The 26,046-nt window shown below is 71.3% G+C and carries 25 protein-coding genes; 15 read left to right on the forward strand and 10 right to left on the reverse strand.

What is annotated here, in order from left to right; translation table 11 throughout:
* Nucleotides 1-215 precede the first annotated feature (215 nt).
* Nucleotides 216-1,574 carry an aspartate aminotransferase family protein gene (locus ACIQVL_RS18705; protein WP_403475835.1) on the reverse strand — a complete coding sequence of 453 codons (1,359 nt, stop codon included), beginning with the start codon at nt 1,572-1,574 and terminating at the stop codon, nt 216-218.
* Between the two features lie 209 nt (nt 1,575-1,783).
* Here ACIQVL_RS18705 and ACIQVL_RS18710 point away from each other — a divergent pair, with 209 nt between their 5' ends.
* Both ACIQVL_RS18710 and ACIQVL_RS18715 read left to right on the forward strand, forming a co-directional pair.
* The gene (locus ACIQVL_RS18710) at nt 1,784-3,580 is read left to right on the forward strand and encodes a protein kinase (protein ID WP_403475836.1); all 1,797 of its coding nucleotides are present in this window, start codon (nt 1,784-1,786) and stop codon (nt 3,578-3,580) included.
* Nucleotides 3,581-3,714: 134 nt separating this feature from the next.
* The gene (locus ACIQVL_RS18715) at nt 3,715-5,241 is read left to right on the forward strand and encodes a substrate-binding domain-containing protein (RefSeq protein WP_403439919.1); all 1,527 of its coding nucleotides are present in this window, start codon (nt 3,715-3,717) and stop codon (nt 5,239-5,241) included.
* A 22-nt stretch (nt 5,242-5,263) separates the two neighbouring features.
* Here ACIQVL_RS18715 and ACIQVL_RS18720 read toward each other — a convergent pair whose 3' ends face one another.
* A complete protein-coding gene (locus ACIQVL_RS18720; RefSeq protein ID WP_403439921.1) occupies nt 5,264-6,418 on the reverse strand; it encodes a Gfo/Idh/MocA family protein in 1,155 nt (384 codons plus the stop codon).
* Between the two features lie 280 nt (nt 6,419-6,698).
* On the reverse strand, nt 6,699-7,454 hold the full coding sequence (locus tag ACIQVL_RS18725) for an SLATT domain-containing protein (protein ID WP_403439922.1): 756 nt from the start codon (nt 7,452-7,454) through the stop codon (nt 6,699-6,701).
* 306 nt (nt 7,455-7,760) lie between these two features.
* Here ACIQVL_RS18725 and ACIQVL_RS18730 point away from each other — a divergent pair, with 306 nt between their 5' ends.
* The 3 genes from ACIQVL_RS18730 to ACIQVL_RS18740 all read left to right on the forward strand — a co-directional run bounded on the left by ACIQVL_RS18730 (nt 7,761) and on the right by ACIQVL_RS18740 (nt 9,456).
* Nucleotides 7,761-8,105, forward strand: a complete 345-nt coding sequence (locus ACIQVL_RS18730; protein WP_403440016.1) for a YbaB/EbfC family nucleoid-associated protein — start codon at nt 7,761-7,763, stop codon at nt 8,103-8,105.
* 93 nt (nt 8,106-8,198) lie between these two features.
* On the forward strand, nt 8,199-8,798 hold the full coding sequence (gene recR / locus ACIQVL_RS18735; RefSeq protein ID WP_093500254.1) for a recombination mediator RecR: 600 nt from the start codon (nt 8,199-8,201) through the stop codon (nt 8,796-8,798).
* The gene (locus tag ACIQVL_RS18740) at nt 8,791-9,456 is read left to right on the forward strand and encodes a DUF5063 domain-containing protein (RefSeq protein ID WP_403475837.1); all 666 of its coding nucleotides are present in this window, start codon (nt 8,791-8,793) and stop codon (nt 9,454-9,456) included. The genes recR and ACIQVL_RS18740 overlap by 8 nt, the downstream gene beginning before the upstream one ends.
* On the opposite strand, the gene ACIQVL_RS18745 is transcribed toward ACIQVL_RS18740, so the two are convergent.
* The 3 genes from ACIQVL_RS18745 to ACIQVL_RS18755 are packed head-to-tail and all read right to left on the reverse strand — an operon-like array spanning nt 9,449 to nt 11,740.
* Nucleotides 9,449-10,105, reverse strand: coding sequence for a response regulator (locus ACIQVL_RS18745; RefSeq protein ID WP_403439925.1), 657 nt, complete (start codon nt 10,103-10,105; stop codon nt 9,449-9,451). The two genes, ACIQVL_RS18740 and ACIQVL_RS18745, sit on opposite strands and share 8 nt — an antisense overlap.
* On the reverse strand, nt 10,105-11,139 hold the full coding sequence (locus ACIQVL_RS18750; RefSeq protein ID WP_403475838.1) for a hypothetical protein: 1,035 nt from the start codon (nt 11,137-11,139) through the stop codon (nt 10,105-10,107). The genes ACIQVL_RS18745 and ACIQVL_RS18750 overlap by 1 nt, the downstream gene beginning before the upstream one ends.
* Before the next feature lies 1 nt (nt 11,140).
* Nucleotides 11,141-11,740 carry a hypothetical protein gene (locus ACIQVL_RS18755; RefSeq protein WP_403475839.1) on the reverse strand — a complete coding sequence of 200 codons (600 nt, stop codon included), beginning with the start codon at nt 11,738-11,740 and terminating at the stop codon, nt 11,141-11,143.
* A 188-nt stretch (nt 11,741-11,928) separates the two neighbouring features.
* On the opposite strand from ACIQVL_RS18755, the gene ACIQVL_RS18760 reads away from it, so the two are divergent.
* The 3 genes from ACIQVL_RS18760 to ACIQVL_RS18770 all read left to right on the forward strand — a co-directional run bounded on the left by ACIQVL_RS18760 (nt 11,929) and on the right by ACIQVL_RS18770 (nt 14,333).
* Nucleotides 11,929-12,477, forward strand: a complete 549-nt coding sequence (locus ACIQVL_RS18760) for a VOC family protein (RefSeq protein WP_403475840.1) — start codon at nt 11,929-11,931, stop codon at nt 12,475-12,477.
* Nucleotides 12,478-12,753: 276 nt separating this feature from the next.
* Nucleotides 12,754-13,704 (forward strand): hypothetical protein, encoded by a 951-nt coding sequence (locus tag ACIQVL_RS18765; protein WP_403475841.1) that lies wholly within the window; start codon nt 12,754-12,756, stop codon nt 13,702-13,704.
* 50 nt (nt 13,705-13,754) lie between these two features.
* Complete coding sequence (locus ACIQVL_RS18770) at nt 13,755-14,333, forward strand: Uma2 family endonuclease (protein ID WP_403475842.1); 579 nt, start codon at nt 13,755-13,757, stop codon at nt 14,331-14,333.
* A gap of 18 nt (nt 14,334-14,351) precedes the next feature.
* On the opposite strand, the gene ACIQVL_RS18775 is transcribed toward ACIQVL_RS18770, so the two are convergent.
* Nucleotides 14,352-15,071: a sulfite exporter TauE/SafE family protein gene (locus ACIQVL_RS18775; RefSeq protein WP_403475843.1), complete on the reverse strand. Its 720-nt coding sequence runs from the start codon at nt 15,069-15,071 to the stop codon at nt 14,352-14,354.
* 125 nt (nt 15,072-15,196) lie between these two features.
* On the opposite strand from ACIQVL_RS18775, the gene ACIQVL_RS18780 reads away from it, so the two are divergent.
* On the forward strand, nt 15,197-15,364 hold the full coding sequence (locus ACIQVL_RS18780; RefSeq protein ID WP_294002956.1) for a hypothetical protein: 168 nt from the start codon (nt 15,197-15,199) through the stop codon (nt 15,362-15,364).
* Between the two features lie 77 nt (nt 15,365-15,441).
* Nucleotides 15,442-15,942, forward strand: a complete 501-nt coding sequence (locus ACIQVL_RS18785) for an SgcJ/EcaC family oxidoreductase (protein ID WP_403475844.1) — start codon at nt 15,442-15,444, stop codon at nt 15,940-15,942.
* Here the strand turns inward: ACIQVL_RS18785 and ACIQVL_RS18790 are convergent.
* On the reverse strand, nt 15,908-17,260 hold the full coding sequence (locus tag ACIQVL_RS18790) for a sensor histidine kinase (RefSeq protein WP_403439943.1): 1,353 nt from the start codon (nt 17,258-17,260) through the stop codon (nt 15,908-15,910). The genes ACIQVL_RS18785 and ACIQVL_RS18790 overlap by 35 nt on opposite strands.
* A complete protein-coding gene (locus tag ACIQVL_RS18795) occupies nt 17,257-17,940 on the reverse strand; it encodes a response regulator transcription factor (protein WP_403439944.1) in 684 nt (227 codons plus the stop codon). Before ACIQVL_RS18795 ends, ACIQVL_RS18790 begins: the two co-directional genes overlap by 4 nt.
* 199 nt (nt 17,941-18,139) lie before the next feature.
* Here ACIQVL_RS18795 and ACIQVL_RS18800 point away from each other — a divergent pair, with 199 nt between their 5' ends.
* From ACIQVL_RS18800 to ACIQVL_RS18815, 4 genes are all read left to right on the forward strand, one after another.
* Complete coding sequence (locus ACIQVL_RS18800) at nt 18,140-19,411, forward strand: aspartate kinase (protein WP_403439946.1); 1,272 nt, start codon at nt 18,140-18,142, stop codon at nt 19,409-19,411.
* Nucleotides 19,408-20,487 carry an aspartate-semialdehyde dehydrogenase gene (locus ACIQVL_RS18805; protein WP_403439948.1) on the forward strand — a complete coding sequence of 360 codons (1,080 nt, stop codon included), beginning with the start codon at nt 19,408-19,410 and terminating at the stop codon, nt 20,485-20,487. Before ACIQVL_RS18800 ends, ACIQVL_RS18805 begins: the two co-directional genes overlap by 4 nt.
* 486 nt (nt 20,488-20,973) lie before the next feature.
* The gene (locus ACIQVL_RS18810) at nt 20,974-21,651 is read left to right on the forward strand and encodes a SigE family RNA polymerase sigma factor (RefSeq protein ID WP_403439950.1); all 678 of its coding nucleotides are present in this window, start codon (nt 20,974-20,976) and stop codon (nt 21,649-21,651) included.
* A gap of 119 nt (nt 21,652-21,770) precedes the next feature.
* The gene (locus tag ACIQVL_RS18815) at nt 21,771-22,907 is read left to right on the forward strand and encodes a hypothetical protein (protein ID WP_403475845.1); all 1,137 of its coding nucleotides are present in this window, start codon (nt 21,771-21,773) and stop codon (nt 22,905-22,907) included.
* Nucleotides 22,908-23,091: 184 nt separating this feature from the next.
* Here ACIQVL_RS18815 and ACIQVL_RS18820 read toward each other — a convergent pair whose 3' ends face one another.
* Nucleotides 23,092-23,898: an SURF1 family protein gene (locus ACIQVL_RS18820; RefSeq protein WP_403439954.1), complete on the reverse strand. Its 807-nt coding sequence runs from the start codon at nt 23,896-23,898 to the stop codon at nt 23,092-23,094.
* A 173-nt stretch (nt 23,899-24,071) separates the two neighbouring features.
* On the opposite strand from ACIQVL_RS18820, the gene ACIQVL_RS18825 reads away from it, so the two are divergent.
* A complete protein-coding gene (locus ACIQVL_RS18825) occupies nt 24,072-25,880 on the forward strand; it encodes a prolyl oligopeptidase family serine peptidase (protein WP_403439956.1) in 1,809 nt (602 codons plus the stop codon).
* Nucleotides 25,881-26,046 lie beyond the last annotated feature (166 nt).

The raw sequence follows: 26,046 nt of genomic DNA on the forward strand, positions 1-26,046 counted from the left end.
TGCGGGGCGCTGTGCCGGATTCATGGCTGCCGCCGCGTGGGCGTGCCCAGTCCCTACGGGTGCGGGGGCGCTCCTTCAGGGGTGCGGGGCGCTGTGCCGGATTCATGGCTGCCGCCGCGTGGGCGTGCCCAGTCCCTACGGGTGCGGGGGCGCCCCTTCAGGGGCGCGGGGAACTGCGCGGCCAGCCCCCACGCACCCGCACCCGACACGCGACCTCAAGCCACCGTGAACTCGTCGGCCACGCTCAGCGCAGCGTCCAGCGCCGCGAACCCTTCCTTCAGCTCGGCCTCGCTCACGTTGCACGGCGGCACCACATGCGTCCGGTTCATGTTCACGAACGGCCACACCCCGTGCTCCTTCACCGCCGCCCCGAACGCGGCCATCGCCGCGTTGGCCTCCCCGGCCGCGTTGTACGGCACCAGCGGCTCCCGGGTCTCCCGGCTCCTCACCAGGTCGAGCGCCCAGAACATGCCGACCCCGCGGACCTCGCCGACGCTCGGGTGCCGCTCGGCGAGGGCGGCGAGCGCGGGTCCGACGACCTCGGCCCCCAGCCGCTTCGCGTTCTCGACGACCCCTTCCTCCGCCATCACGTTGATGGTGGCGACGGCGGCGGCACAGGCCAGCGGGTGCCCGGAGTAGGTCAGCCCGCCCGGGTAGGGCCGCTTCCCGAAGGTCTCGGCGATCTTCGCGCCGATGGCCACTCCGCCGAGCGGCACATATCCGCTGTTCACGCCCTTGGCGAAGGTCATCAGGTCGGGGACGACGCCGAACAGGTCGGCGGCGAACCACTCGCCGGTCCGCCCGAACCCGGCCATCACCTCGTCCAGGACGAAGACGATCCCGTACTTGTCGCAGAGCTCCCGGACCCCGGCGAGGTACCCGGCCGGCGGCACCATGATCCCGGCGGTGCCGGGGATGGTCTCCAGCACGATGGCCGCGACGGTCCCCGGCCCCTCGAAGGCGATGGTCGTCTCCAGGTGCTCCAGCGCCCGCGCGGTCTCCTGCTCCTCGGTCTCCGCGTAGAAACGGGAGCGGTAGAGGAAGGGCGCCCAGAAGTGCACGACCCCGGCGGCGGCACCGTCGGAGGCCCAGCGGCGCGGGTCGCCGGTGAGGTTGATCGCCTGCTGGGTGCCGCCGTGGTACGAGCGGTAGGCGGACAGCACCTTCGGACGGCCGGTGTGCAGCCGGGCCATCCGTACGGCGTGCTCGACGGCGTCCGCGCCGCCGTTGGTGAAGAAGATCTTGTCCAGGTCGCCCGGGGTCCGCTCGGCGATCAGCCGGGCCGCCTCCGACCGTGCCTCGACGGCGAAGGCGGGCGCGAAGGTCGTCATCTTCGCGGCCTGCTCCTGGATGGCGGCGACGATCTTCGGGTGCTGGTACCCGACGTTGGTGAAGACGAGACCGCTGGTGAAGTCCAGGTAGCGGCGGCCGTCGTAGTCCCAGAAGTACGACCCCTCGGCGCCGGCCACGGCAAGCGGGTCGATGAGGTCCTGCGCGGACCAGGAGTGGAAGACATGCGCACGATCGGCCGCCTTCACGGCGGCGCCGGCCTGGGGACGGGGCTGAGGGGTCATGCGGGGGAGCGTAGGAGCGGCGGGTACGGGAGCGGTATCGGCGACCTGTTCCGTGGTCAGGGGGATTCCGCGACAGTCTGTCCACAGCCTGGGGACATGGCCCGCGGCCGGTCCCTGTTACGTAACCGTAGACATGGCGCCGCGCGATCCCCGGAAGGGCCGCATTATTCTCGGCTCGATCACAAGTGTGAGCGAGGGGCGGATCTGCCATGGAGAAGCTGGGGCCGGGGGATCCGCAGCACATCGGGAGCTACCGGTTGCTGGCGCGGCTGGGCGCGGGCGGGATGGGGCACGTGTACCTCGCCCGGTCGGAGCGCGGCCGTACCGTTGCCGTGAAACTGGTGCGGGCGGAACTCGCCGAGCACGAGGAGTTCCGGGCGCGCTTCAGGCAGGAGGTCCGCAACGCGCAGCGGGTCGGCGGGTTCTGGACCGCGCCGGTGCTGGACGCCGACACCGAGGCCGCCGTGCCCTGGGTGGCCACCGGCTACGTGGCCGGGCCGAGCCTCCAGCGGGTCGTCGAGCACGACCACGGGCCGCTGCCCGAGCGGTCGGTGCGCATCCTCGCCGCCGGGCTCGCGCACGCGCTGGGCAACATCCACGCGGCCGGGCTCGTGCACCGGGACCTCAAGCCGTCCAACGTGATGCTCACCATAGAGGGGCCCCGGGTCATCGACTTCGGCATCGCGCGGGCGCTGGAGACGCTGCCCGGCGAGCGGCTCACCCAGACCGGCTCCCTCCTCGGCTCGCCCGGGTTCATGGCCCCCGAGCAGGTGCGCGGCGACCGGATCACCCCGGCCTGCGACATCTTCTGCCTCGGCTCGGTGCTCGCGTACGCGGCCACCGGCCGGCTTCCCTTCGGGGCCACGGAGGGCGGTGCGCACGCCCTGATGTTCCGGATCGCCCAGGAGGACCCGGACCTCTCCGGGCTTCCCGAGGACATCGCCGACGTGGTCCGCGACTGCCTGCGCAAGGACCCGGCGGCCCGTCCGTCCCTGGACGCGATCCTGGCCCGGACGGGAGCGGGCGACACGGTCTGGGAGGGCCGCTCCAGGGACCCGTGGCTGCCGGGCGCCCTGGTGGCCCAACTCGGCCGCCACGCCGTCGAGTTGCTGGAGGTGGAGGACCCGACGGTCTACGGGGCGTTGAACCGGGCACCGGCATCCGGTGCGACGGATCAATCGGCTGAAGGGTCAGCCGACCCGGGGGCGCGGGGAACTGTGCGATCAGCCCCCGTCGGCCCGCAGCCGCCCCGCGGCGTTTCGTCTCCCGAACACGCCCCCGCCCACCCGGCCTACGGCTACCCGAACCAACCCCACCAGCACCCGCAGACCTCGCCGTACAACCAGGACAATCAGTACAACCCGTATATCGAGGCCGCTCCCGACCCCACCCAGATCTACCCGCCCGTCCCCCCGCCCCCGCTCTACGACCCCCTCCCCGCCGACGAGCCCCGCCGCACCACCCGCTCCACCGCCCTCCTCGTCACGATCGCCCTGATCGTGCTGCTCGCCGCGGGCGGCTCGGTCTACGGGCTCATGAACAGCGGCGGCGGCGCGGACGACAAGGCGGCCGGCCAGGGCACCCCCACCCCGTCGGCCACCGCCCCGACCACCTCCGCGGAGTCGACGCCCACCCGGTCGTCCTCCGCCTCGGCCGCTCCCGAGGGCTCCGTCCCGAGCGGCTTCCTCGGCACCTGGGCCACCTCGATAGACAACGACACCGGCCACAACACCCGCGAACTGACCATCCGCCAGGGTGCCGTGGGCGACACGGTCCTCACCCTGGTCGCGGACGGCCCCGGCTACCACTGCGAGTTCACGGCGAAACTCGCCGGGAAGCCGGGCGCGGACGGCCCGCTGGAGATCGGCCCCTCCACGGTCACGGCGGGCAAGCCCCGTTCGTCGTGCACCGCAGGAGAGGCCACCGAGGTGACCCTGCTCTCGGCCGGCAAGCTGAAGCGTGTGACGAAGGACGGCGACGAGAGCCTGACCTACAGCAAGGAGTGAACTGCCGGTCCCCCTGCACCAGTTGAACGTTCGGCGAACAACCGTGCGGGCGACCGTTATGTCCCTTCACAACCGCATCCCGCCCCTTACGGTGACCCCACCATCCGACTCCGGGGAGTGGCGGGGGCACCCACATGGAGTGGCTGAACGCGGAGAACATCGTCGCCGTGGGCACCGCGGTGCTCGGCATCGTCGCGTCCGCGGGCATCTTCTGGTACGAGCGCCGGGTCCCGCGCCGCAAACGCATCGGCTACCGCGTGCAGATGGACAACCCGATCGGCGACGACGCCCGGTCGGGCCGCATCGGCAGACGCCTGGGCCTCTTCGACGAGGCCCCGGACATGGCCGACGCCACCCTGGTCCTGCTGCGCATCGAGAACGACGGCTCCCAGGGCATCGGCCGCGACGACTACACCAGTCCCGAACTGCACGGCCTCACCGCGGTGTTCACCGACCGCATCATCCGCGGCGTCTCGGTCACCCAGCCGACCGACAGCGACCACCTCATGCCGCACTTCACCTCGGACCGCGGCTTCGGCTACTCGGGCAACACCCTGCGCATCCCGCGGGTCCCGCTCAACCACGGCGAGCACTTCAAGCTCCTGGTGCTGCTCTCCGGCGGTGACGTCGGCCGGGAGATCAGGATCGTCGGCGGGATCCACGACGGCGAGGTGCACCCCAACCGCAGCGCCACCCCGGACGACGCGACGCCCCTGTTCAGCCGCGCCTCCCGGCTGATCACCATCATGCTGACGCTCAGTGTCCTCACTCTCGCCACGATCGTGGTGGCCCGCGACGACACCCCGCCGCCGATCGGCTGCGCGAAGGGCTCGCTGCGGGTCATCGGCTCGACCGCCTTCGCCCCCGTGATGCAGGACGCGGCGAAGAAGTACGAGAAGGACTGCGAGGGCGCCTCGATCACGGTGGACGCGCACGGCTCGACCGCCGGGATCCGGGAGCTGAACGGCGACGGCGCGGCCACGAAGAAGGGCTCACCGTCGGTCATCGCCCTCTCCGACGGGCCCAAGCCGACCGACATGCCCGAACTGAAGGAGAACCGGGTCGCCCTGGTGGTCTTCGCCCTCGTCGTGAACGACGACGTGCCGCTGCGGAACCTCACCACGGCCGACGTACGGCGGCTGTACCAGGGCGAGATCACCAACTGGAAGCAGCTGGGCGGCCCCGACCTGCCGGTGGTGCTGGTCAGCAGGGACGCCAACTCCGGGACCCGGCAGGTCTTCCAGCGGCGGGTGCTGGGGCGCGGCGAGATCGCCAACTCCTCCGTGGACTGCGTGCACAAGGACGACCCGACGGCCAAGGTGATCCGCTGCGAGCTGGACTCCACCGACCAGGTGCTGTCGGAGGTGGCCCAGCTGAAGGGCGCGGTCGGCTACGCCGAGCTGAACGTGGCGGAGGGCGTGAAGGGCCTGCACATCCTCTCCCTGGACGACAACGCCCCGTCGGTGGAGGCGATCGAGCGCGGCACCAGCCCCTACCCGTACCGCGAGATCGAGTACGCGTACACCTACGGCCGGCCGGCGGCCGACTCGCTGGCGTCGAGCTTCCTGTCGTACGTCGAGATGGGCAACGGCCAGGCCGTGATCCGCTCGTACGGGCACGTGGCCTGCTACGCGCCGGTGGGCATGAAACTCTGCGCGTGACGCCCGCCGCCGTCCTCCCGGGTCAGCCGAGGCTCACCCAGGTTCCCTGCGCGGCCGAGCGGCTCATCGCGTCGAGGGCGGTGGCGCTGTGCACGGCGTCCTCCAGGGTCGGGCCGTAGGAGGTGCCCTCGGCGACGGACCGCAGGAAGTTGCGGGCCTCGATGACCTTGAGGTCGTCGTAGCCCATGGCGTTGGCGGCGCCGGGCTGGAAGGCGCCGTACTCGCCGTGGCCGGGGCCGACGAAGACCGTGGAGACGGGCTGGTCCTGGTAGGAGGTGCCGCGGCTGACGCCCAGCTCGCCCATCCGCCGGTAGTCCCAGAAGACGGCGCCCCTGGTGCCGTGCACCTCGAAGCCGTAGTTGTTCTGCTCGCCGACCGAGACCCGGCTGGCCTCCAGGACACCGCGGGCGCCCGAGGCGAAGCGCAGCAGGCAGTTGACGTAGTCCTCGTTCTCGACCGGGCCCAGCTCGCCGCCGGTGGCGAGGGTGTGGCCGGCGGTGGCGCCGGTGGGCCGGGCGCGCTCCGGGATGAACACGGCCGTGTCGGCGGCCAGCGACTCGATGTCGCCGAGCAGGAAGCGGGCCAGGTCGACGCCGTGCGAGGCGAGGTCGCCGAGGACGCCCCCGCCGCCGCGGGCCCGCTCGTACCGCCAGGTCAGGGCGCCGTCGGGGTGCGCGGCGTAGTCGCTGAACAGCCGGACGCGGACGTGCGTCACGGTACCCAGCTCGCCGGAGGCGATCAGCTCGCGGGCGTACGCGACGGCGGGCGCGTTGCGGTAGTTGAAGCCGACCGTTCCCCGCACCCCGGCCTTCGCCACCGCCTCCGCCACCGCGCGGGCGTCCTCGGCGGTCAGCCCGACCGGCTTCTCGATCCATATGTGCTTGCCGGCCTCCGCCATGGCGACGCCGATCTCACGGTGCAGGAAGTTCGGCGCGGTGATGCTCACGGCCGCCACCCGCGGATCGGCGGCGACCTCACGCCAGTCCCGGGTCGTCGACGCGAACCCGAACTGTGCCGCGGCCTCCTCCGCCCGCCCCGGCACCTCCTCGGCGACGCTCACCAGCTCGGCGCGTACCGGCAGCTCCGGGTAGTGGTGGGGGACCCGCCGGTAGGCCTGCGAGTGCACCCGCCCCATCCAGCCGAATCCGACGACGGCGACGCCGAGCGTACGCACCATGGGGCTGCCCCTCCTTGGACCGTCCAGAGCCTGCGTGCTCACGATGCGGCGCCGCTTCAGAAGATGTCAAGACATTCGGGCGTCCGGACAATGCCACGTGCACCGCCGTCGTGGTTGCCCGCGCAGTTCCCCGCGCCCCTATGGGGCGCGGGGAACTGCGCGACCAGCCCCACGGCGCCGCACTGAACCATGGCGGGAAGCCCTCACCCTCAGGGGCGCGGGGAACTGCGCGAACTCCCCCACGGCGCCGCACCGGACCGGCGACCCGTACCCCCCACCCTCACCGCGGCTCCGGCGGCCGCTGTCTCGGCATGTTCGGCCGCGCCCCGTTCGTGCCCGGCGGCAGCGGAAACCGTCCGTTCAGGTGTCCCGCGTCCGCCCGTGGCCCCGCCGTCACCGTCGCCTGCATGCCCAGCGGCGCCGGCCCCGTCCGGAACTCCACCATCCAGTCGGCCGTCTCCGTACGGACCAGCTCGGTCACGTCCTCCGAGAACCTCCGCAGCACCCCCAGGCACCGCTCCGCCGCCTCGCTCGCCGTACCCTCCGCCGGCCCCAGCACCTCCCGCACACTCTCCGACGCCCAGTCGAACTGCAGCACCTGCAACCGCCGCTGCACGGCCTGCGCGGTCGCCATGTCCCTTATCCACCCGGACGTCACCCCGAAAAACCGGTCGACGCCGACACAGGACACCGCCAGCAGCAGCGCGAGATACCCCCACGGCGCGACCCCGCCCACCACCCCGGTGAGATCGAGGAGCGGGAGCGCCGCCCCGAGCGCCGCCCCCGCCGCCGCCCCGCACCGCAGCGCCCGCGCTCCGCGCCGCTTCCAGATCCGGTCCGCCAGATACCACCGGGCCGTCTCCAGCGCCCCGCGCTCCACCCACCGGTACAGCTCGTCGAGCCGCTCGGCCGGCTCACCCCAGTCCCCGAGCGGGAACGCCCGCCCGGCCAGATCACCCGGCCGCAGTCCGGCCGCACCCTCGCCGCCCCGCCCGTCCTGAGGCGGTCCCTCGGGCTGCATCTCCGGCTGACCCACCCGGCACTCCCTAACTGGTCCCGAACCGATCCCGACCGGTCACGTTCCGTGACATCGGAACTGCCACCGGCCCCGACATTCGACCTGGCGCCGGACCTGACAATGGATGCTGACGACGGGAACCCTTCCTACCGCCCAATGGGTGGCGAAGGCTTTCCTTTCGTCTCTTTTCCGCCCGGAAGTGGGTCTTGATCAGGTATAGGGCCACCGGGAATCTCACTCGAAAGAGTGGCGGGGCGACGGCTGCGTCAACCACGTAGGCTCATGCACAACAGAGAGAATCCGGACCCGACCCAGGAGCTGATCGTGATCCCCGGTGGTGGCCAGCCCAACATGCAGCAGTTGCTCCAGCAGGCCCAGAAGATGCAGCAGGACCTGGCACGGGCCCAGGAGGAACTGGCGGGCACGGAGGTCGACGGACAGGCCGGCGGCGGCCTGGTGCGGGCCACCGTGACCGGTTCCGGCGAACTGCGCGCCCTGAAGATCGACCCCAAGGTGGTGGACCCGGAGGACACCGAGACCCTCGCCGACCTGATCATCGCGGCGGTCCAGGCGGCCAACGAGAACGCCCAGACGCTCCAGCAGCAGAAGCTCGGCCCGCTGGCGCAGGGTCTGGGCGGCGGCAGCGGCATCCCCGGCCTGCCGTTCTGATGTTCGTCGCCCGCACGACACCCGCACCGCCTTCCTAGGACAGGCGGCAGCCAACTACCGTACGTACCGAAAGACTCCAGGAAGGGCAGTCCGTTGTACGAAGGCGTGGTCCAGGACCTCATCGACGAGCTGGGGCGGTTGCCCGGCGTCGGTCCGAAGAGCGCGCAGCGGATCGCCTTCCACATCCTGCAGGCGGAGCCGACGGACGTACGGCGTCTCGCGCAGGCTCTCCTGGAGGTGAAGGCGAAGGTCCGCTTCTGCGCGACCTGCGGCAACGTGGCACAGGAGGAACTGTGCAACATCTGCCGCGACACCCGCCGCGACCCGACGGTGATCTGCGTGGTGGAGGAGCCGAAGGACGTCGTCGCGATCGAGCGCACGCGTGAGTTCCGCGGCCGGTACCACGTGCTCGGCGGCGCGATCAGCCCGATCGAGGGCGTCGGCCCCGACGACCTGCGGATAAGGGAGCTGCTGGCCCGCCTGGCCGACGGCACGGTCACCGAGCTGATCCTCGCCACGGACCCGAACCTGGAGGGCGAGGCGACCGCCACCTACCTCGCCCGCATGATCAAACCCATGGGCCTGAAGGTCACCCGCCTGGCCAGCGGCCTCCCGGTGGGTGGCGACCTGGAATACGCGGACGAGGTCACGCTCGGCCGCGCCTTCGAGGGGAGACGACTCCTAGATGTCTGACGCCACGCTGCACGCGACCGCGCAGGACCCCGACGACTTCGCGGTCCAGATCGCCGACCAGGTGGAGAGCTTCCTGGTGGCCGTGACGGAGGTGTCGAAGGGCGACGAGCCGGACTCGACGGTTCCCTTCCTCCTCCTGGAGGTCTCCCAGCTGCTGCTGGCCGGCGGCCGTCTCGGCGCGCACGAGGACATCGTTCCCGACGAGCGCTACGAGCCGGACCTGGGCCCGGAGCCGGACGTCGACCAGCTCCGCGAGAACTTCGGACGCCTCCTCGAACCCGTCGACGTCTACTCCGAGGTCTTCGACCCGTACGAGCCCCGCAAGGCGCCCGTCCCGGCCCGCATCTCGGACGACCTGGCCGACATCATCACCGACCTCCGCCACGGCATGGCCCACTACCGCGCGGGCCGCACCACGGAGGCCCTGTGGTGGTGGCAGTTCTCCTACTTCTCCAACTGGGGCCCCACCGCCTCCGCCGTCCTGCGCGCCCTCCAGTCCGTCCTGATCCACGTCCGCCTCAACCAGCCCCTGGAGGAACTGGACGGCCTGGACACGGACCAGGACACGATGGGTGACGAGACCCTGGAGTTCGAGGCGGGGCGGGTCATGGAGCAGGAGATCGGCGGGGCGCTGGGAGCGCGGTCGTCGGTCAAGTAGCCGTCCTCGGGAACTGTCCTACCTGGTCCAGCATGGCGAACAACTCGGCTGGGGACTGGGTGACACCGTTGCCCCCGCCGTCGGCCACCTGGTCCCGGCGGGCGGCCGCACCGGCGCCTCCGTAGACGAACACCGGGGTCACGGCGTCGGTCTCACGGATCTTCCGGATCAGCTTGAGGCCGGCGTCGGGGTCGAACCCGCCGGCCTCGGCGCGGCCCATGTCGGAGATCACGGCGTCGAAGGGCCGCGATGCCCTCCGCAGGGCCCGCAGGCCCTCGTCCGTGGACTCGGCCTGTACGACCTCCACGCCCATCGCCTGTAACTGGGCGGTCTGGTAGGCGTTGTTGGCGGGGTTGTCATCGACCCACAGGATCCTGTGCAGGACGCGCTGCGACTGCGGCGACGGCTCCTGTCCGGGCCGGCCCCCATCGGCCTGGACCGTGAGTTGCCGCTGAAGCTCCGCGGTGGTGTCGACGACCTGGTCCGTGAACTGCTGGACCGTCAGTTCGTTGTTGCCGACCTTGAGGCTGAAGGCCCGGTTCCTGGCGATGTCCCGGATCTCCGGGAGCAACCTCCACACCACCCAGACGGCGAACAGCGGCCAGGCCAGCCCGGTCAGCGCCCGGATCAGCTCCGTCGCATCCTTCATCAGAGCTCCGGCCCGCCCACGTCTGTTCCGTCGTCCGGGCCGCCCAGCTCTGTTCGATCCGGGTCGAGATGGTCCCAGGTGTGATGGTCCGGGTTGAGGTCGACCGGGTCAAGAATATCCACGTTTACTGGGCCTGGACGTGGTTCAGGAGTATCTGCGTAGCCGTCGACTGTTACGTCCACCACCTCCAGGCCGAGGTCCAGCGGCACCCGGGCGAGGTCGGGCAGTTCTGTGGTGGCCAGCAGGACTCGCATCCGGCGCCAGCCGAAGTGCCGATGGCCCATTGCCGCCGTGCCGATCATTTCGAGGTCCGCCACGTCGATCGGGGCCGCGCCGTTGGACCAGGTCAGGGTGTTGGCCATGGCGAGGTCGACAGTCCTCGCACAGGCACGGGACAGTTCGGCGAGCGTGTCGGCGTACCGTCGGGCGGCCCCTCTGTCCTCGGGAGAGAGCATGTCCACCGCCAGTCCCCAGAACGTCCGCACCGGCATGGCCAACGACCCCATGGGAACGACGCCGTCCCGCTGCGGTGACTCGGACGCGAAGGACCTGAGCTCTGTCGCCTGCGGGCTCCCGGGCGGGGCGAGCAGGGCGCAGGCCAGTAGCAGGTAGGTCTGCTGCTGGACATGGCCGAGGATGTCGTCCGGCTGGTGGTCCGCCAACCCGAGCTCGACGAGTAGCTCGCTCTCGCCGCGTTGCTGTCCGGCGGAGCGCAGAAGCCGTTCCTTCCAGGGATCGAGCTGGTCGCGACAGCTGGCAGGTGCCAGCGAGGCGCTGAGGTACGCGCCGTAGGTGAGTCCGGCCCGGGTGAACAGCGAGGCGGCGTGGAGCAGCAGTCCGACTCCGGCGTCCCGTTCGACCAGCAACCGCCACTGGCCCGCGAGGCGGTAAGCCGACGCGGCCTCGACGAGGGCCTTGAAGTCGTCGTTCTCCTGGTCGGGTTCCATGAGGCGCCCGTATGCCTCGTGGAAGTCCGCGGCGGTCCCCACCTGCTCGGCGTGGAGCCCTAGGAGGTCCAGTGAGCGGGAGGTCATCTCAGAGCATCTCCCTGACGTTGCTCAGTGCTTCGGGCCGCACGAAATGGGGGTTGGAGTGAGTCCACGTCTGCCGGATCGTCTTGCGCTCGCGGTTCCACTCCCATCGCTCGCACCGGCTGATCTGGTTCGCGGGCACGAGGATCTTCGCTGCCACCTCGCCCTCGACCTGGTACGCGGAGTATCTGCGGTAGGTGTTCAGGTCCCGGACCTCTTCGGCGACGCCCTGTACGGCCACCGCGGAGCGGGGGGCCAGGATGACCCAGCAGAAGTAGAGATAGGCGACCGGCTCCCGGCCGAAGCGGGTGCCGAACCACAGAGCCGTGTGCCGGGCGGTGTGCACGAAGTTGGTCTTCGCCGCCGTGTCCCGCTCGACCGTCCCGCACGACAGGGAGATGAAAGGGGTCTCCTCGCAGAACGGCAGCCCCGTGTCCGGGTCGGTGCTCTCGAAATGGTTCACGTGGAGATTGAGGTTCTGCGCGGTCAGTTTCGAGGCGACGTCGCCGCGCGGCAGGGGATCGACCCGCTGCCACCAGCGGCAGGCGATCCCGAACCTGTCGTCGATCACTCCTCTGGCGACGTCGTCGTCGGGAAGCGCCATCCCCTTCACACACCACTGCACGATCAAAGCCCGTCCCCCGAGCTCATGCACGTGCGGGACCCGTCAGCGTAGAGCAACTTCGTTGATCTGGTGGAGAGTTGAGACCACAACAGCCATGCAGGACAAGAGCGGTCCTAAGTCGTGCCCACGGTCGTCGGCGTCATCCCGACACCGACGAGAGGACCGCGATGCCCGAGCAGCCGGAAAGCGCCGCACCGCAGGGCTGCACCACACTCGCCCCCTGGGTCGTCACCGACGACACGGGGGCGTTTCTGGACTTCGTCACCGAGGTGCTCGGGGGCGTGGAGCTGGGGCGGGTCGCCACCGAGGCCGGTGCGATCGGGCACGCCGAGATCCGGATCGGCGACACCGTCCTGCCGGCCTTCGACCGGAGCGCGGACTGGCCCGTGATGCCCAGCCTGCTGCGTGTGTTCGTCGCCGACGCGGACGACACGTTCGCGCGTGCCGTCGAGGCCGGCGGCCAGGTCGTCACGCCCCTCGCCGACCACGCCTTCGGGCAACGCGGCGGGCGTATCAAGGACCCCTTCGGCAACATCTGGTGGGTGGTCGCCCACATCGAGGAGGTCTCCGAGGAGGAGATGCGGAAACGGCTGCGCGAACCCGCGTACGCCGATGCCATGCGCGTGGCCCAGGAGACGTTCGACGCCGAACTCAGCGGCCGTTCTCAGGGCCGTAGCAGTGCCCCTGTCGTTTCCGCAGTTCGGCCCGGGGCTTGAGCCTCGGGCTTCGAGCTCTTCCCTTGGGTTTTTGGGCTGGTTTGATCCGACCCAACCGACCAAGTCTGCAGGTGAGTTGAGGCCGCCTACCTCGAAAGAGTGACGTTCCGTGATCGGCTTGCGCCGGAACGTAAAGGAGCTCTAGGTTCGCGGCACATAGATCGGCCCCGGTCGGTGCGGGAACACCGGCTCCGGGGCCTCAACCTACTCATCGACAAGGACTCGATGGTGGCCTGCACCTACCCTAGCCCTGCCCTGCCGTCCCCGTCGCACCCCATGGCCAAAACGGGTTACGGCAAGCGCACTGCGGGTGACGAAGATCCGCACGCCGACCCGGACTTCGCACACCTGAGCCCCCGCGACCGCGAGATCGCCGTCTTCGTCGACCACCTCCACGAAGGCCGCGCGATGGGCTACAAGGCGATCGCCGCCGCGCACCCCCGCTACGGGCAGCAGGCCTGCCGCACCTCGCTGCGCCGCATCACGCTCGCCGGCCACCTGCGCTGGATCAAGGAGCACATCACCGTCGAGGACAACTCGATGCGCTGGGTGACCCGGACGCACTGGTCGCGTACCCGCAGGTCGGCCGAGTGGTGGGCGGAGTTCGCGCGGAGGCTGAACGGCAAGGACGTCACCGAGGACTACCGGCCGGGGCTTGCCCGCGTCGAGGAGGCCCAGGCGGCCGAAGACATCGATGTCGTGGACGTCGGGCCGGAACCCGACACCGCCCGGCAGGTCCTCGCCGAACTGCGTGCCGCCGACTCCCGTATGGCCCTGTCCGACACCGACTGCCGTTCCCTCGCATCCCTGGCCGAGGAGTGGCTGTCCCGTGGTGCGACCCCGGACGACATCACCAAGGCACTGACCGACGGCCTCCCGGCCGCCGTCACCAACCCGGGCGGACTCGCCCGCAACCGATTGGAGAGCAAGATGCCCCCGAAGAGGTCCAAGGCGAAGGTCCGGCAGAAGGCCGCCCGCCGGGCTCACGTCTCTCGCGTGATCATGGCCTGCGGTCTGTGCGACGCGGACGAGCGGACGACCGAGATCGTGAGCGGGCTGTGCCGGGAGTGCCTGGAGTGCGTCGACGAGGACGAGTACACGGACGGCTACGTCCCTGAGACCTTCCTTCCCGGGCCGCGCGGCAGCGGCTGCCTGCCCGGCGCCGACGAGGTCATCGACGTCACCGAGCGCGTCGAGGCGCTGCGCCGCGCGGCGGGGCTGCGGTGAGCGTGCAGGAGGTGCCGGTCGGGGCAGTATGGAGTCGAGGAGGCGACGCCATGACCCCCAGGACCGAGCACCAGCCGCAGATGTCCGTCGAGGAGTTCGAGGAACTCGAACGCCATGCCCCGGAGACCGTGCGGCTGGAGTTCGTCAACGGGAAGGTCCAGGTCAAGCCCTTGCCTGACGGCAACCACAGCGAGATCTACATGTGGCTTCTGGAACAGTGCATGCAACTCCGTCCTGATCTGCGGCTTCATCCCGAACGAGGGCTCAAGACCGAGGCGTACCGAAAGGGGCGCGCCCGTGCGGACGGCGTGCTGGTGCCCAAGGGCAGTCTCAAGGGCAAGGGGGAGTGGTCGGAGACCAGCGGCGTGCTGATGGCCGTCGAGATCACCTCGTTCGACACCGACACCAACCAGCGCGACCGCGTCGAGAAGCCCGACGGTTACGCCGCTGCCGGTATCCCCGTCTACCTTCTCATCGACCGCGACGACTGCTCGGTCGTCGTGTTCAACCAGCCCGAGAACGGCCGCTACCGGCATGAGGAGAAGCTGCCCTTCGGAGCCGCCGTGAAGCTTCCGGGGCCGGTCGATATCACCCTCGACACCGAGCCCCTCAAGGAGTTCGTGGACTGAGCGGTCGTACCGCGAAGGTCACAGCGTCCACACCCCCTTCGTCACCGCGGTGACGCCGCCCGTCAGGGCGAGGAGGAGGACCAGGCGGCGGGCGTGGTGTTCGGGGGTGCGGGCGGCCACCGCGCGGCCGGTCAGGGCGCCCGCCAGCATGGCGCCGGCCACCGCCGTCCACTGGGCCGCGCTCAGCCCCGGCACGCCGTTCGCCGTCACCGAGAAGGCGTTGACGACGACGCCGTAGAACTGGGCGTTGGGGACGAACTCCCGTACCGTCCAGCCCGCGTTGAGGGCGTAGAGGGAGATCGGCGGGCCGCCCACGCCCGCCGCCGAGTTCATGAAGCCGCCCACCGCGCCGGCCGTCAGCGCGCCGCCCCGGCCGCCGAGGGCGGGGAGCCGGGCGCCCCGCATCACCAGGAGCACGGCCGAGGTGACCAGGGCTCCCATGGTCAGGAGGAGGACGGGCGGGGGGAGCTGGTGGGTCAGCCAGGTGCCCGCCGGGACCGTGCAGGCCGCCGCCGCGCACAGAGGGACCATCGCGGCCGGGCGGACCCGGCGCCAGCCGCCCGCCAGCCCCACCACACTGATCGCGCCCGCCGCGCAGTTGGCGAGCGCGACGCCCTCGGCCGGACCGAGCAGGAGGATCAGGGCGGGGACGGCGACGAGCGCGAAGCCCATGCCGGTCAGCCACTGCACGCTCGCGCCCAGCAGCACGATGCCGGTGAGAAGGATCAGCGCCGTCATGGTGTACCTGCCTACACCAACGGTTCGGGAGTGCGCTGCCTCGTTGCCGCAGCCGGGAGACGGGATCGTTGATCTCACCAGGTCAGCCAGGCCGAGAAACCAAGCCGAGAAACAAGGATCCCGCCGTGAAGCCGCTGCTCTCCTCCCGTCCCGTCCTGTGGTTCCTCTTCCTCTTCAACCTCGTCGTCGCCGCCGTCGCGCCGTTCGTCGTCGACGGCACGCAGGGCGTGCTGACGGCCGTCGGGATGGGGGTCGTGTCGCTCGGTGCCGGCGTCAGTCTCCTGCGCACCTGAAGAAGTTGGCCCAGCCCTGCACCTGCGCTGTACGTCGGCTGCACGGGCGTTAACCAGCGCAAGGCGAGTCTTGGGTCATGACCAGAACGAACCGCATACGCGCCGCAGTCGTCACCGCCACCGCCGTCGTCACCGCCGCCACGGTGAGCGTGGGGGTGAGCCAGGCCGGTGGCCCGCGGACCGCCCCCGAGCCCGGCAAGAAGCAGATCGCCGCCCTGTTCGACAGGTGGAACGCGGCCCTGCAGACCGGCGACCCGGAGCAGGTCGCCGACCTGTACGCCAAGGACGCGGTGCTGCTGCCGACCGTCAGCAACAAGATCCGCACCGACCATGCCGAGATCGTCGACTACTTCGAGCACTTCCTGCAGAACAGGCCCGTCGGCAAGAAGGTCGAGACGATCGTCAACGTCCTCGACACCGACTCCGCCATCGACACCGGGATCTACGAGTTCACCCTCACCGACCCGAAGACCGGCGCCGAGCGGGTCGTCGAGGCCCGCTACACCTACGAGTACGAGAAGCGCGGCGGGAAGTGGCTGATCGTCAACCACCACTCCTCGGCGATGCCCGAAGGGTGACCGCCACCCACAGGCCGCCGCCGGGCGCGTCCCGCAGGGCCACCGTGCCGCCGTCGTCCGTCACCAGCTGGCGTACGACGGACAGGCCCAGGCCCGAGCCCGAGCGGCCGGTCAGGCCCTGGCCGCGCCAGAAGCGGTCGAAGGCGCGGGACTTCTCCGCGTCGGTCATGCCGGGGCCCTCGTCCAGGACGGACAGCGTCACCTCGCCGGCGTCGGCCTCGACGCGCACGGTGATCGTGGCGCCGTCCGGGGAGACCTCCAGGGCGTTGGAGAGCACGTTGTCCAGCACCTGCTCCAGGTGACCGGGACTGGCCAGCACGGCCGGCCGGCCGTCGGCACTCCCCCTGAGCGCGATGCGGACCCCGCGCTCGTCGGCGGCCGGCCTCCAGACGGCGAGGCGTTCCGACACGATGTCCGTCAGGGGCAGCGGCTCGGGCGCCGTCACCTTCGCCTCCGCCCGCGCCAGCACCAGCAGGCCGTTCACCAGGCGGCTCATCCGGATCACCTCCGCCGTCGCCTGTTCCACGTCCTCGCGGACGAACTCGTCGTCGACGCCGTCCGCGATGTTGTCGAGGGACAGCCGCAACGCCGTCAGCGGGGTGCGTAGTTGGTGGGAGGCGTCGGCGACGAAACGGCGCTGCGAGGCGACCAGGGTGTCCAGGCGTTCCGCGCCCTGGTTGAGGGTGCGGGCCAGGGTCCGGGTCTCCGCCGGGCCGGTCACCGGCGAGCGGGCGGTGAGGTCGCCGTCGCTGAACCTGCTCGCCATGGAGTTGAGTTCGCGCAGCGGGCGGGTGATCCGGCGGGCGGCCACCGCGCCGATCGCCGCGGCCGCCGCCAGGACGAGCACGGCCAGGCCGGCCCGGAAGCCCCAGATCTGCCAGAACCGGGTGGTCATGTCCGACGTCGAGTAGACGATCCGTACGGCCGCGTCGCCCTCGGCGGGGACGGTCACGGTCAGGTGCTCGCCCCAGATGACGTCCGAACCCCAGTCGGTGGTCGCGGTGTCGTCCGTCACGGCCCGCGTCAGCGCCGGGCCGGCGGCGGGGGCCGGGAGGGCCGGGGTGCAGGTGCGGGTGGGGGTCGCCTGGACCGTGCCGGGGGTCTCACGGTCGTACGCCCTGGCCACCTCCGTCAGTGCCTCGCAGGAGACGCTGTCGCCGCCGCCCAGCAGCAGCGCCATCGTCTTGGCCTCGCGCAGGACGGAGAGTTCCGTGTCGTCGCGGAGCTGCTTGGTGAGGGTGAAGGCGACCGGCACGGTGAAGAGCAGGATCGCGACGGCGACCAGCAGGATGTAGCTGCGGATCAGCTGACGGTTCATGAGGTGTCCCCGGCTACCTCCAGGCGGAAGCCGACGCCCCGGACGGCCTCGATGGTGATCGCGCCGGCGAGTTTGCGGCGCAGGGCCGCCACGTGCACGTCCAGGGTCTTGGTCGGGCCGAACCAGTTCGCGTCCCAGACGGCCTCCATGATCTGCTCGCGCGACATCAGCGCGCCCGGCTCCTCGGTGAGGAAGGCCAGCAGGTCGTACTCCTTGGGGGCCAGGGCGACCTCCGCGCCGTCCAGGCGGACGCGGGCGGCCTTGCGGTCGACGGTGAGCCGGGAGCCGTAGCGGTCGGGGCCGGCGTCCGCCGGCCGGGGCTGCGTCCGGCGCAGCACCGCCCTGATCCGGGCGATCACCTCGCGGACCCCGAACGGCTTGGAGACGTAGTCGTCCGCGCCCAGCTCCAGGCCGACCACCCGGTCCGTCTCGTCGCTGCGGGCGCTGATCACGATGATCGGCACGTCGCCACCGGAGACGCGCCCGCGCAGCGCCTTGCAGATGTCGAGACCGTCGCCGTCGGGCAGACCCAGGTCGAGGAGTACGACGTCGTAGGGGCCCGGGTGGGCGAGTGCGGCGGCGCCCGTGGTGACCCACTCGACCTCGAAGCCGTACCGCTTCAGGCCGCGCCGGAGGGACTCCGCGACCGGCTCGTCGTCTTCCACCAGGAGTACGCGCACGCCCCGTACCTTAATTCTTGAAAATTCATGCACGGAGTGGAATGTGAGGCAGGGCACTTTCCGCGTGGTCTGCTGTTCGCTGGGCAGGTTCCGGTCGCGAGCGGAGCGGGCCCGCCGGTCTCACCATGCGGGAGCAGGCCGGTGGAATTCGGACGCTCGTTAAACTGAGCCGACACAACAAACCGAGCGAGGAGCGCACGTGGGCCTTGTCGTGCAGAAGTACGGAGGCTCCTCCGTTGCCGATGCCGAGGGCATCAAGCGCGTCGCCAAGCGAATCGTGGAAGCGAAGAAGAACGGCAACCAGGTGGTTGTCGTCGTTTCCGCGATGGGCGACACGACGGACGAGCTGATCGATCTCGCCGAGCAGGTATCACCGATGCCCGCCGGGCGTGAGTTCGACATGCTGCTGACCGCCGGAGAGCGTATCTCCATGGCCCTGCTGGCCATGGCGATCAAAAACCTGGGCCACGAGGCCCAGTCGTTCACCGGCAGCCAGGCAGGCGTCATCACCGACTCGGTCCACAACAAAGCCCGGATCATCGACGTCACGCCGGGGCGGATCAGGACGGCGCTGGACGAGGGCAACATCGCGATCGTGGCCGGGTTCCAGGGCGTCAGCGCGGACAAGAAGGACATCACCACGCTGGGGCGCGGCGGGTCCGACACGACCGCCGTGGCCCTTGCCGCCGCGCTGGACGCCGAGGTCTGCGAGATCTACACCGACGTCGACGGTGTGTTCACCGCCGACCCGCGCGTGGTGACGAAGGCGCGGAAGATCGACTGGATCTCCTTCGAGGACATGCTGGAGCTCGCCGCCTCCGGTTCCAAGGTGCTGCTCCACCGCTGTGTGGAGTACGCGCGCCGTTACAACATCCCGATCCACGTCCGGTCCAGCTTCAGCGGACTGCAGGGTACGTGGGTCAGCAGCAAGCCGATTGGGGACAAGAAGGTGGAACAGGCCATCATCTCCGGTGTCGCGCACGACACCTCCGAGGCCAAGGTCACGGTCGTCGGGGTGCCCGACAAGCCGGGCGAGGCCGCCGCCATCTTCCGGACCATCGCCGATGCCCAGATCAACATCGACATGGTCGTGCAGAACGTGTCCGCCGCCGCCACCGGCCTGACGGACATCTCCTTCACGCTGCCCAAGACCGAGGGCCGCAAGGCCATCGACGCGCTGGAGCGCAACCGGCCGGGCATCGGCTTCGACTCGCTGCGCTACGACGACCAGATCGGCAAGATCTCGCTGGTCGGAGCGGGTATGAAGACCAACCCGGGGGTCACGGCGTCGTTCTTCGAGGCGCTCAGCGACGCCGGGGTCAACATCGAGCTGATCTCGACCTCGGAGATCCGCATCTCGGTCGTCACCCGGGCCGACGACGTGCCGGAGGCCGTGCGCGCCGTGCACACCGCCTTCGGGCTCGACTCCGACACCGACGAGGCCGTGGTCTACGGAGGCACCGGCCGATGACCGGCAAGCCGGCGCTCGCGGTCGTGGGTGCGACCGGGGCCGTCGGCGCGGTCATGCTCCAGATCCTGTCCCAGCGGGCGGACGTCTGGGGCGAGATCCGCCTGATCGCCACCCCGCGCTCGGCCGGCCGCAAGCTGACCGTGCGCGGGGCGGAGGTCGAGGTCGTCGCGCTGTCGGAGGAGGCCTTCGACGGCATCGACGTCGCGATGTTCGACGTGCCCGACGAGGTGTCCGCACACTGGGCGCCGGTCGCCGCCGCGCGCGGTGTGGTCGTGGTGGACAACTCCGGGGCCTTCCGGATGCACCCCGAGGTGCCGCTGGTCGTCCCCGAGGTCAACCCGCACTGCGCCCGCAACCGGCCGCGCGGGATCATCGCCAACCCCAACTGCACCACCCTGTCGATGATCGTCGCCCTGGGCGCGCTGCACGCCGAGTTCGGGCTGCGCGAGCTGGTGGTGTCGTCGTACCAGGCGGTGAGCGGGGCCGGGCGGGCGGGCGTGGAGACGCTGCGGGCCCAGCTGTCGATGGTCGCCGGCACCGAGCTGGGCACCAAGCCCGGTGACGTGCGGCGCGCGGTCGGGGACCTGACCGGGCCGTTCCCGGAGCCGGTCGCGCTCAACGTCGTACCGTGGGCCGGGTCGCTGCGGGAGGACGGCTGGTCGTCGGAGGAGATGAAGGTGCGGGACGAGTCCCGCAAGATCCTCGGGCTGCCGAAGCTGCCGGTCGCGGTGACGTGTGTGAGGGTCCCGGTGGTCACCACGCACTCCCTGACGGTGCACGCCAGGTTCCAGGGCGCGGTCACGGTCGACGGGGCCCGGGAGATCCTGGACACGGCTCCGGGCGTGGTCCTCTTCGACAACCCGGCCGCCGGGGAGTTCCCGACGCCGGCCGACGTGGTGGGCACCGACCCGACCTGGGTCGGCCGGGTGCGGCGGGCGCTCGACGACCCGACCGCGCTGGAGCTGTTCGTGTGCGGGGACAACCTTCGCAAAGGGGCCGCGCTGAACACCGCGCAGATCGCCGAGCTGGTGGCGGCGGAACTGACCGGCCGTTCAGCTGTGGCGGATTCCGCGTGAACGCCCGGTGACCACGGTAAACGCTCCGGGGTGCGCCCCGGGTGGGAGCGGGCCCATGCGTAGGATCCGTGTAAGAAATGTGTCCCGGAGCATGGTCCAAACCACTTGAACCGGAGCCCGTCCGCGTTCGAAGATTTTCCTCCCGTCCTCCGCAACCATGCGGACGGTGGGGAGCGTCTTTGCGGTCGCCCACTTACCGGGCGCTTACGCAACCGGGCCTTGGGGGCGCGGGGACGCATGATCCTGGCGTGGGGACGCCGTGATCGGGGCGTGGGGACGCCCGTTCATCATGGGACACAAGGGAAGAGCGGGACGCATGACGGCAATTGATGCACCGTCGAGTGTGCTGCCGGACGCGCGCGGGACGGTACCGAACGCGCCGGCCGGCCCACCCGGCGGCCCCGGCATGCACCCGTCCGGAAAGTCCGACGCAAAAGTGATGCCCGGCACGTACAACCCCGCCGGGGGCAGACGTGTCCAACTCACGTGGCAGAGGTACTCGAACTCAGTGCGCCCCGCGGCGCGACGGCCGTGCGGCCGCCCCGTGCCGGTCTGCGCCCCCGCATGCCCGGCACGCCCGGCGGCATGCCGGTGATCGCGCCCATGCCCGCAGCGCGGCCCACCCGCATACCCAGCCAGCGCGACGGCGCCGAGGAGGCGACGGCGGCGGCCGGTACCAGCGTCGACCACCTCACCGAGACCTACCGGGCGCACTACCGTTCACTCCTCGGCCTCGCCGCGCTCCTCCTCGACGACACCGCCTCCTGCGAGGACGTCGTCCAGGAGGCGTTCATCCGCGTCCACTCCGCCCGCAAACGCGTCCGCGACCCGGAGAAGACCCTGGCCTACCTGCGCCAGACGGTCGTCAACCTCTCCCGTTCCGCGCTGCGCCGCCGCATCCTCGGCCTCAAGCTCCTCTCCAAGCCGATGCCGGACGCAGCCAGCGCGGAGGAGGGCGCCTACGACCAGCTGGAGCGGCGCGACCTGATCAAGGCGATGAAGGGCCTGCAGCGCCGCCAGCGCGAGGTCCTCGTCCTGCGCTACTTCGCCGACATGACCGAGGCCCAGGTCGCCGAGACGCTCGGCATCTCGCTGGGCTCGGTGAAGGCGTACGGTTCGCGCGGCATCGCGGCGCTACGGGTGGCGATGGAGTCGGCGGCATGACGGACAGCCCCCAGGGAGGCGACTCACATGATCGCCACGAGCCTTACGCCTGGCACGAGCCGACACCAGGACGGCACCACGAGCAAGAGCACACGCAATCGCACGCTGGGAACGGAACTGTGAACGACGGCCCCGACGACAAGGGCCCCGAGGGCCTGGAGCAGGGCCCTGAAGGGCTCCGGAGCGGGCTCGGCCCCGGCTTCGGGGCCGATGCCGGCGGCCCCGAAGCCCTGGACGGGCTCGACACGGACGAGCTGGCCCTGCGCCGGCTCCTGCACTCCGCCGTCGACGACCTCGCCCCGCGCGACGGCAGCCTCGACCACCTGCGCCGCGCGGTGCCCGCCCGCCGGGCCCGCAAGCGGCAGGCCGTCGTCGGCATGGCGGCCGCCGCCCTGTTCATCGGCACCGCGGTCCCCGCCCTCGTGCACGTCTCCAACTCCGGCGGCACCGACCCCAACACCTCCATGGCCGGCCAGGCCTCCCAGGCACAGGGCGGCGCCACCGGCGGCAAGAACCCCGACGGCGGCTCCGGCACCGCGGGCGGCAGCGGCGGCCAGGCCGCCGACCAGACCCCCGGCGGCACCAAGGACGGCGGCAAGAGCGAGAGCACCGGAGCCGTCTCCGGCACCAAGGTCGTCCCCACCGCCAGCGCCGCCAGCAGCGCCCCCGTCTGCACCTCGGCACAGCTCGGCACCCCGGCCGCCACCGTCGGCGCCCCCGACTCGACGGGCGTCGTCTACGGCACCTTCCGGGTCGTCAACGTCTCGACGACGAGCTGTACCGTCGGCGGCCCCGGCAGCGTGGGCGTCCTCGCGCAGGGAGCGGCCGACGCCACCAAGATCGCCGCCGCCCGGCACGTCGCCGGCGACGCGGCGGCCGGGCTGCCCGACCCGACCACCGAGCTCACCGGCCTGGTCCTGGCGCCCGGCGCCGCCTACGAGGAGAAGTTCGGCTTCGTCCCCTCGGAGACCTGCCCGACCAGCGGCTCCAGCACCGGCGGCTCCACCGACACCGGCGGCACCGGCGGCAGCACCCCGTCCCCGAGCCCCTCCGACGGCGCGAGCAGCAGCGCCGGTACGACCACCTCCGGGTCGGACGGCACCACCACCCAGCTGTTCACCGAGGACGGCGGCACGGCCGACGGGAGCGTCGCGGTCTCGTACACGCCGCAGGCCGGGTCCCCGACCGGCTCGGCGACGGTGACGAACGCGTGCGCTGGGACGGTCTACTGGACCGGGGTCCTGGCGGCGGAGTGACCGGCGGGGGCGGTACGGCCGGTACGAGCGGCGGGACCCCTGCGGCCGGTACGAGCGGCGGGACCCGTGCGGCCGGTACGAGCGGCGGGACCCGTGCGACCGGTACGACCGGCGGGACCCCTGCGACCGGTACGACCGGCGGGACCCGTGCGACCGTTACGGCCGGTTGGACCGGCCGGGGCCGTCACACGGCGGTCGGCTGCTGGGCTTCCTCTTCCGGGTTCGGGGCCGCGTCCGGGACCAGGCCGAGCGCCGCGTCCCGGGCGAACTCCACCTCGCGGCGGAGCAGCCGGAACCACATGAACACCACGAACCCCGCGAACACGAACCACTCACCGGTGTAGCCGAGGTTCTGGAACGCCTTCAGGTCGAGCCCCGAGTTGTCCGGCGCGGCCGCCGGTACGGCCGTCATCCCCGAGTCGGCCTTCTCCAGGGTGATCCACGCGTCGTACACCGGGTACGGCACCAGGTTCACCAGCGAGGCCGCGCTGATCGCCGCCGTCTGCCCGGACGGCAGCCCGCCCTGGTTGCTGACGCCGTTGTCCCCCGGCGTCTCGGACGCCTGCAGCGCGCCGGTCACGGTGACCTCGCCGGTGGGCGGGGCCGGTACCTTGGCGGCGTCCGCCCTGCCGGGCAGCCAGCCGCGTACGACGGGCAGGGCCCGGCCCGAGTCGGTGCGCAGCAGGGTCAGGACGTAGAAGCCGTTCTTCCCGTCCACCTGGCGGTCGGGCACCAGCAGCTGCTTGGCGTACCGGCCGGTGACGGTGGCCCGCTTGCCGGAGGTCGACTGGTCGACGGGCAGCAGGTCCGCCAGCGGCCGGGCCGGCTCCGTCTTCGCCGTCTCGACCTGCTTGTCGGCACTGCGATGCGCCTCGACCCGCGCCTCGAAGCGGCTCAGCTGCCACGACCCCATGAAGATGCAGAACGGGATGGCGAGCAGCACGAAGACGTTGATGCCCCACCAGCGGGGTGTCAGCAGAAAGCGGTACACGCCGTCCACGGTACGGGGCGGTTCATGGCGGTTTACGGGCGGGGTGGACGCGCGCCGACGGGTGTCCGGGCCCCCGACGCCCACCTGGAGGTTCGCAAAGTTATCCACAGGCGGTGGGCTCTCGTCGACGCAATGTGGGCGGGGACGGGCACTATGGGGCCATGACTGCGGCCATGAGTGAGAGCGACATGCCGGACTGGGAGAAGCGCTTCCGCGCCCCTCGGGTCTCCCTGCCGGACTGGGCGGAGGACGCCCCCGACCGTTCCCTGTTCGTGTCGAACGCGACGGGGACGTACGAGCTGTACGCCTGGGACCGCGCGAGCGGGGAGCAGCGCCAGGCGACGAACCGGCCGAACGGCACGACGGACGGGCTGCTCTCCCCGGACGGCGCGTGGATCTGGTGGTTCGACGACAAGGACGGTGACGAGTTCGGCGTCTGGCGCCGCCAGCCGTTCGGCGGCGGCGCGGACGAGGAGGCGACGCCGGGTCTCGACCCGTCCTACCCCTCCGGCCTGGCGCTGGGCCGGGACGGCCGCACGGCGGTCGTGGGCCGCTCCACGGACGACGAGGGCACGACGATCTACCTGGTCAGAACGGGTGAGGAGCCGCTGGAGATCTACCGGCACGCCGAGTCCGCGGGCGTCGGCGACTTCTCCCACGACGGCTCGCTGATCGCGATCGAGCACACCGAGCACGGTGACGCCATGCACTCGGCGCTGCGGGTGGTCCGCCCGGACGGTTCGACCGTCGCCGAGCTGGACGACACCGACGGCGGCACCGAGGAACTGGGCCTGGAGGTGCTGGGCTTCGCCCCCGTCGACGCCGACCCGCGGCTGCTCATCGGCCACCAGCGGCGGGGCCGCTGGGAGCCCCTGGTCTGGGACGTCGTCTCCGGCACGCAGACCGACCTGACCCTCGACCTGCCGGGCGACGTGAGCGCGGAGTGGTACCCGGACGGCGGCGCGCTGCTCATCGCGCACAGCCACAAGGCCCGCAGCGACCTGTTCCGCTACGACCTGGCCACGCACGAGCTGACGCGCATCCCGACCCCGCCGGGCTCCGTCTCCGGGGCCACGGCCCGCCCCGACGGCACCGTCGAGTACCTCTGGTCGTCGGCCGCGGAGCCGCCGGTGGTCCGCTCGACGACCGGCGGGGTGGTCCTGGACCCGCCGGGCATGAAGTGCCCCCCTTCCGTGCCCGTCTCGGACGCATGGGTGGAGGGCCCCGGCGGTGTCATCCACGCCCTGATCCAGAAGCCGGCCGGCGCTGTCGGCCCCCTCCCCACCGTCTTCGACCTGCACGGCGGCCCGACCTGGCACGACAGCGACAGCTTCGCGGCGGGGCCCGCGGCCTGGGTCGACCACGGGTACGCGGTGGTCCGCATCAACTACCGCGGCTCCACGGGCTACGGCCGGGCCTGGACGGACGCGCTGAAGCACCGGGTGGGCCTGATCGAGCTGGAGGACGTGGCGGCGGTCCGGGACTGGGCGGTCGAGTCCGGCCTCGCCGACCCCGGGCGCCTGGTCCTGACCGGCGGCTCCTGGGGCGGCTACCTCACGCTCCTCGGCCTGGGCACCCAGCCGGCCTCCTGGGCGGTGGGCATCGCGGTCGTCCCGGTCGCCGACTACGTCACGGCGTACCACGACGAGATGGAGTCCCTGAAGGCGATGGACCGCACGCTGCTGGGCGGCACGCCGGAAGAGGTCCCCGACCGCTTCGCCGCCTCCTCCCCGCTGACCTACGTGGACGACGTCAAGGCCCCCGTCTACATCTCGGCCGGCCTCAACGACCCCCGCTGTCCCATCCGTCAGATCGACAACTACGTCAACCGCCTCGCCGCCCGCTCGGCCCCCCACGAGGTCTACCGCTACGACGCGGGCCACGGCTCCCTCGTGGTCGACGAACGCATCAAGCAACTCCGCCTGGAAATGGAATTCGCCGAACGCCACCTCACCCCCACGGCGACAGCGCCGACAGACTGACCCCCCCACCCACCCGCCCCCGAAGCGCCCCGCAAGGGGCGCGGGGAACCACGGCGTCGCGTGCCCCGCAAGGGGCGCGGGGAACTGCGCGAGCACCCACGATGTCGCGGCACTGAACCACGGCGTGGCGTGCCCCCGTGTGGGGGCGCGGGGAACTGCGCGGCCA

The organism is Streptomyces sp. NPDC090499, assembly GCF_044769305.1.
Classification (GTDB): domain Bacteria; phylum Actinomycetota; class Actinomycetes; order Streptomycetales; family Streptomycetaceae; genus Streptomyces.

What these genes read in the sequence shown, in the direction of transcription:
- ACIQVL_RS18705 (WP_403475835.1), bottom strand. Translation starts at nt 1,574, where the DNA reads ATGACCCCTCAGCCCCGTCCCCAGGCCGGCGCCGCCGTGAAGGCGGCC.
- ACIQVL_RS18710 (WP_403475836.1), top strand. Translation starts at nt 1,784, where the DNA reads ATGGAGAAGCTGGGGCCGGGGGATCCGCAGCACATCGGGAGCTACCGG.
- ACIQVL_RS18715 (WP_403439919.1), top strand. Translation starts at nt 3,715, where the DNA reads ATGGAGTGGCTGAACGCGGAGAACATCGTCGCCGTGGGCACCGCGGTG.
- ACIQVL_RS18720 (WP_403439921.1), bottom strand. Translation starts at nt 6,418, where the DNA reads ATGGTGCGTACGCTCGGCGTCGCCGTCGTCGGATTCGGCTGGATGGGG.
- ACIQVL_RS18740 (WP_403475837.1), top strand. Translation starts at nt 8,791, where the DNA reads ATGTCTGACGCCACGCTGCACGCGACCGCGCAGGACCCCGACGACTTC.
- ACIQVL_RS18745 (WP_403439925.1), bottom strand. Translation starts at nt 10,105, where the DNA reads ATGAAGGATGCGACGGAGCTGATCCGGGCGCTGACCGGGCTGGCCTGG.
- ACIQVL_RS18750 (WP_403475838.1), bottom strand. Translation starts at nt 11,139, where the DNA reads ATGACCTCCCGCTCACTGGACCTCCTAGGGCTCCACGCCGAGCAGGTG.
- ACIQVL_RS18755 (WP_403475839.1), bottom strand. Translation starts at nt 11,740, where the DNA reads ATGGCGCTTCCCGACGACGACGTCGCCAGAGGAGTGATCGACGACAGG.
- ACIQVL_RS18760 (WP_403475840.1), top strand. Translation starts at nt 11,929, where the DNA reads ATGCCCGAGCAGCCGGAAAGCGCCGCACCGCAGGGCTGCACCACACTC.
- ACIQVL_RS18765 (WP_403475841.1), top strand. Translation starts at nt 12,754, where the DNA reads ATGGCCAAAACGGGTTACGGCAAGCGCACTGCGGGTGACGAAGATCCG.
- ACIQVL_RS18770 (WP_403475842.1), top strand. Translation starts at nt 13,755, where the DNA reads ATGACCCCCAGGACCGAGCACCAGCCGCAGATGTCCGTCGAGGAGTTC.
- ACIQVL_RS18775 (WP_403475843.1), bottom strand. Translation starts at nt 15,071, where the DNA reads ATGACGGCGCTGATCCTTCTCACCGGCATCGTGCTGCTGGGCGCGAGC.
- ACIQVL_RS18785 (WP_403475844.1), top strand. Translation starts at nt 15,442, where the DNA reads ATGACCAGAACGAACCGCATACGCGCCGCAGTCGTCACCGCCACCGCC.
- ACIQVL_RS18790 (WP_403439943.1), bottom strand. Translation starts at nt 17,260, where the DNA reads ATGAACCGTCAGCTGATCCGCAGCTACATCCTGCTGGTCGCCGTCGCG.
- ACIQVL_RS18805 (WP_403439948.1), top strand. Translation starts at nt 19,408, where the DNA reads ATGACCGGCAAGCCGGCGCTCGCGGTCGTGGGTGCGACCGGGGCCGTC.
- ACIQVL_RS18825 (WP_403439956.1), top strand. Translation starts at nt 24,072, where the DNA reads ATGAGTGAGAGCGACATGCCGGACTGGGAGAAGCGCTTCCGCGCCCCT.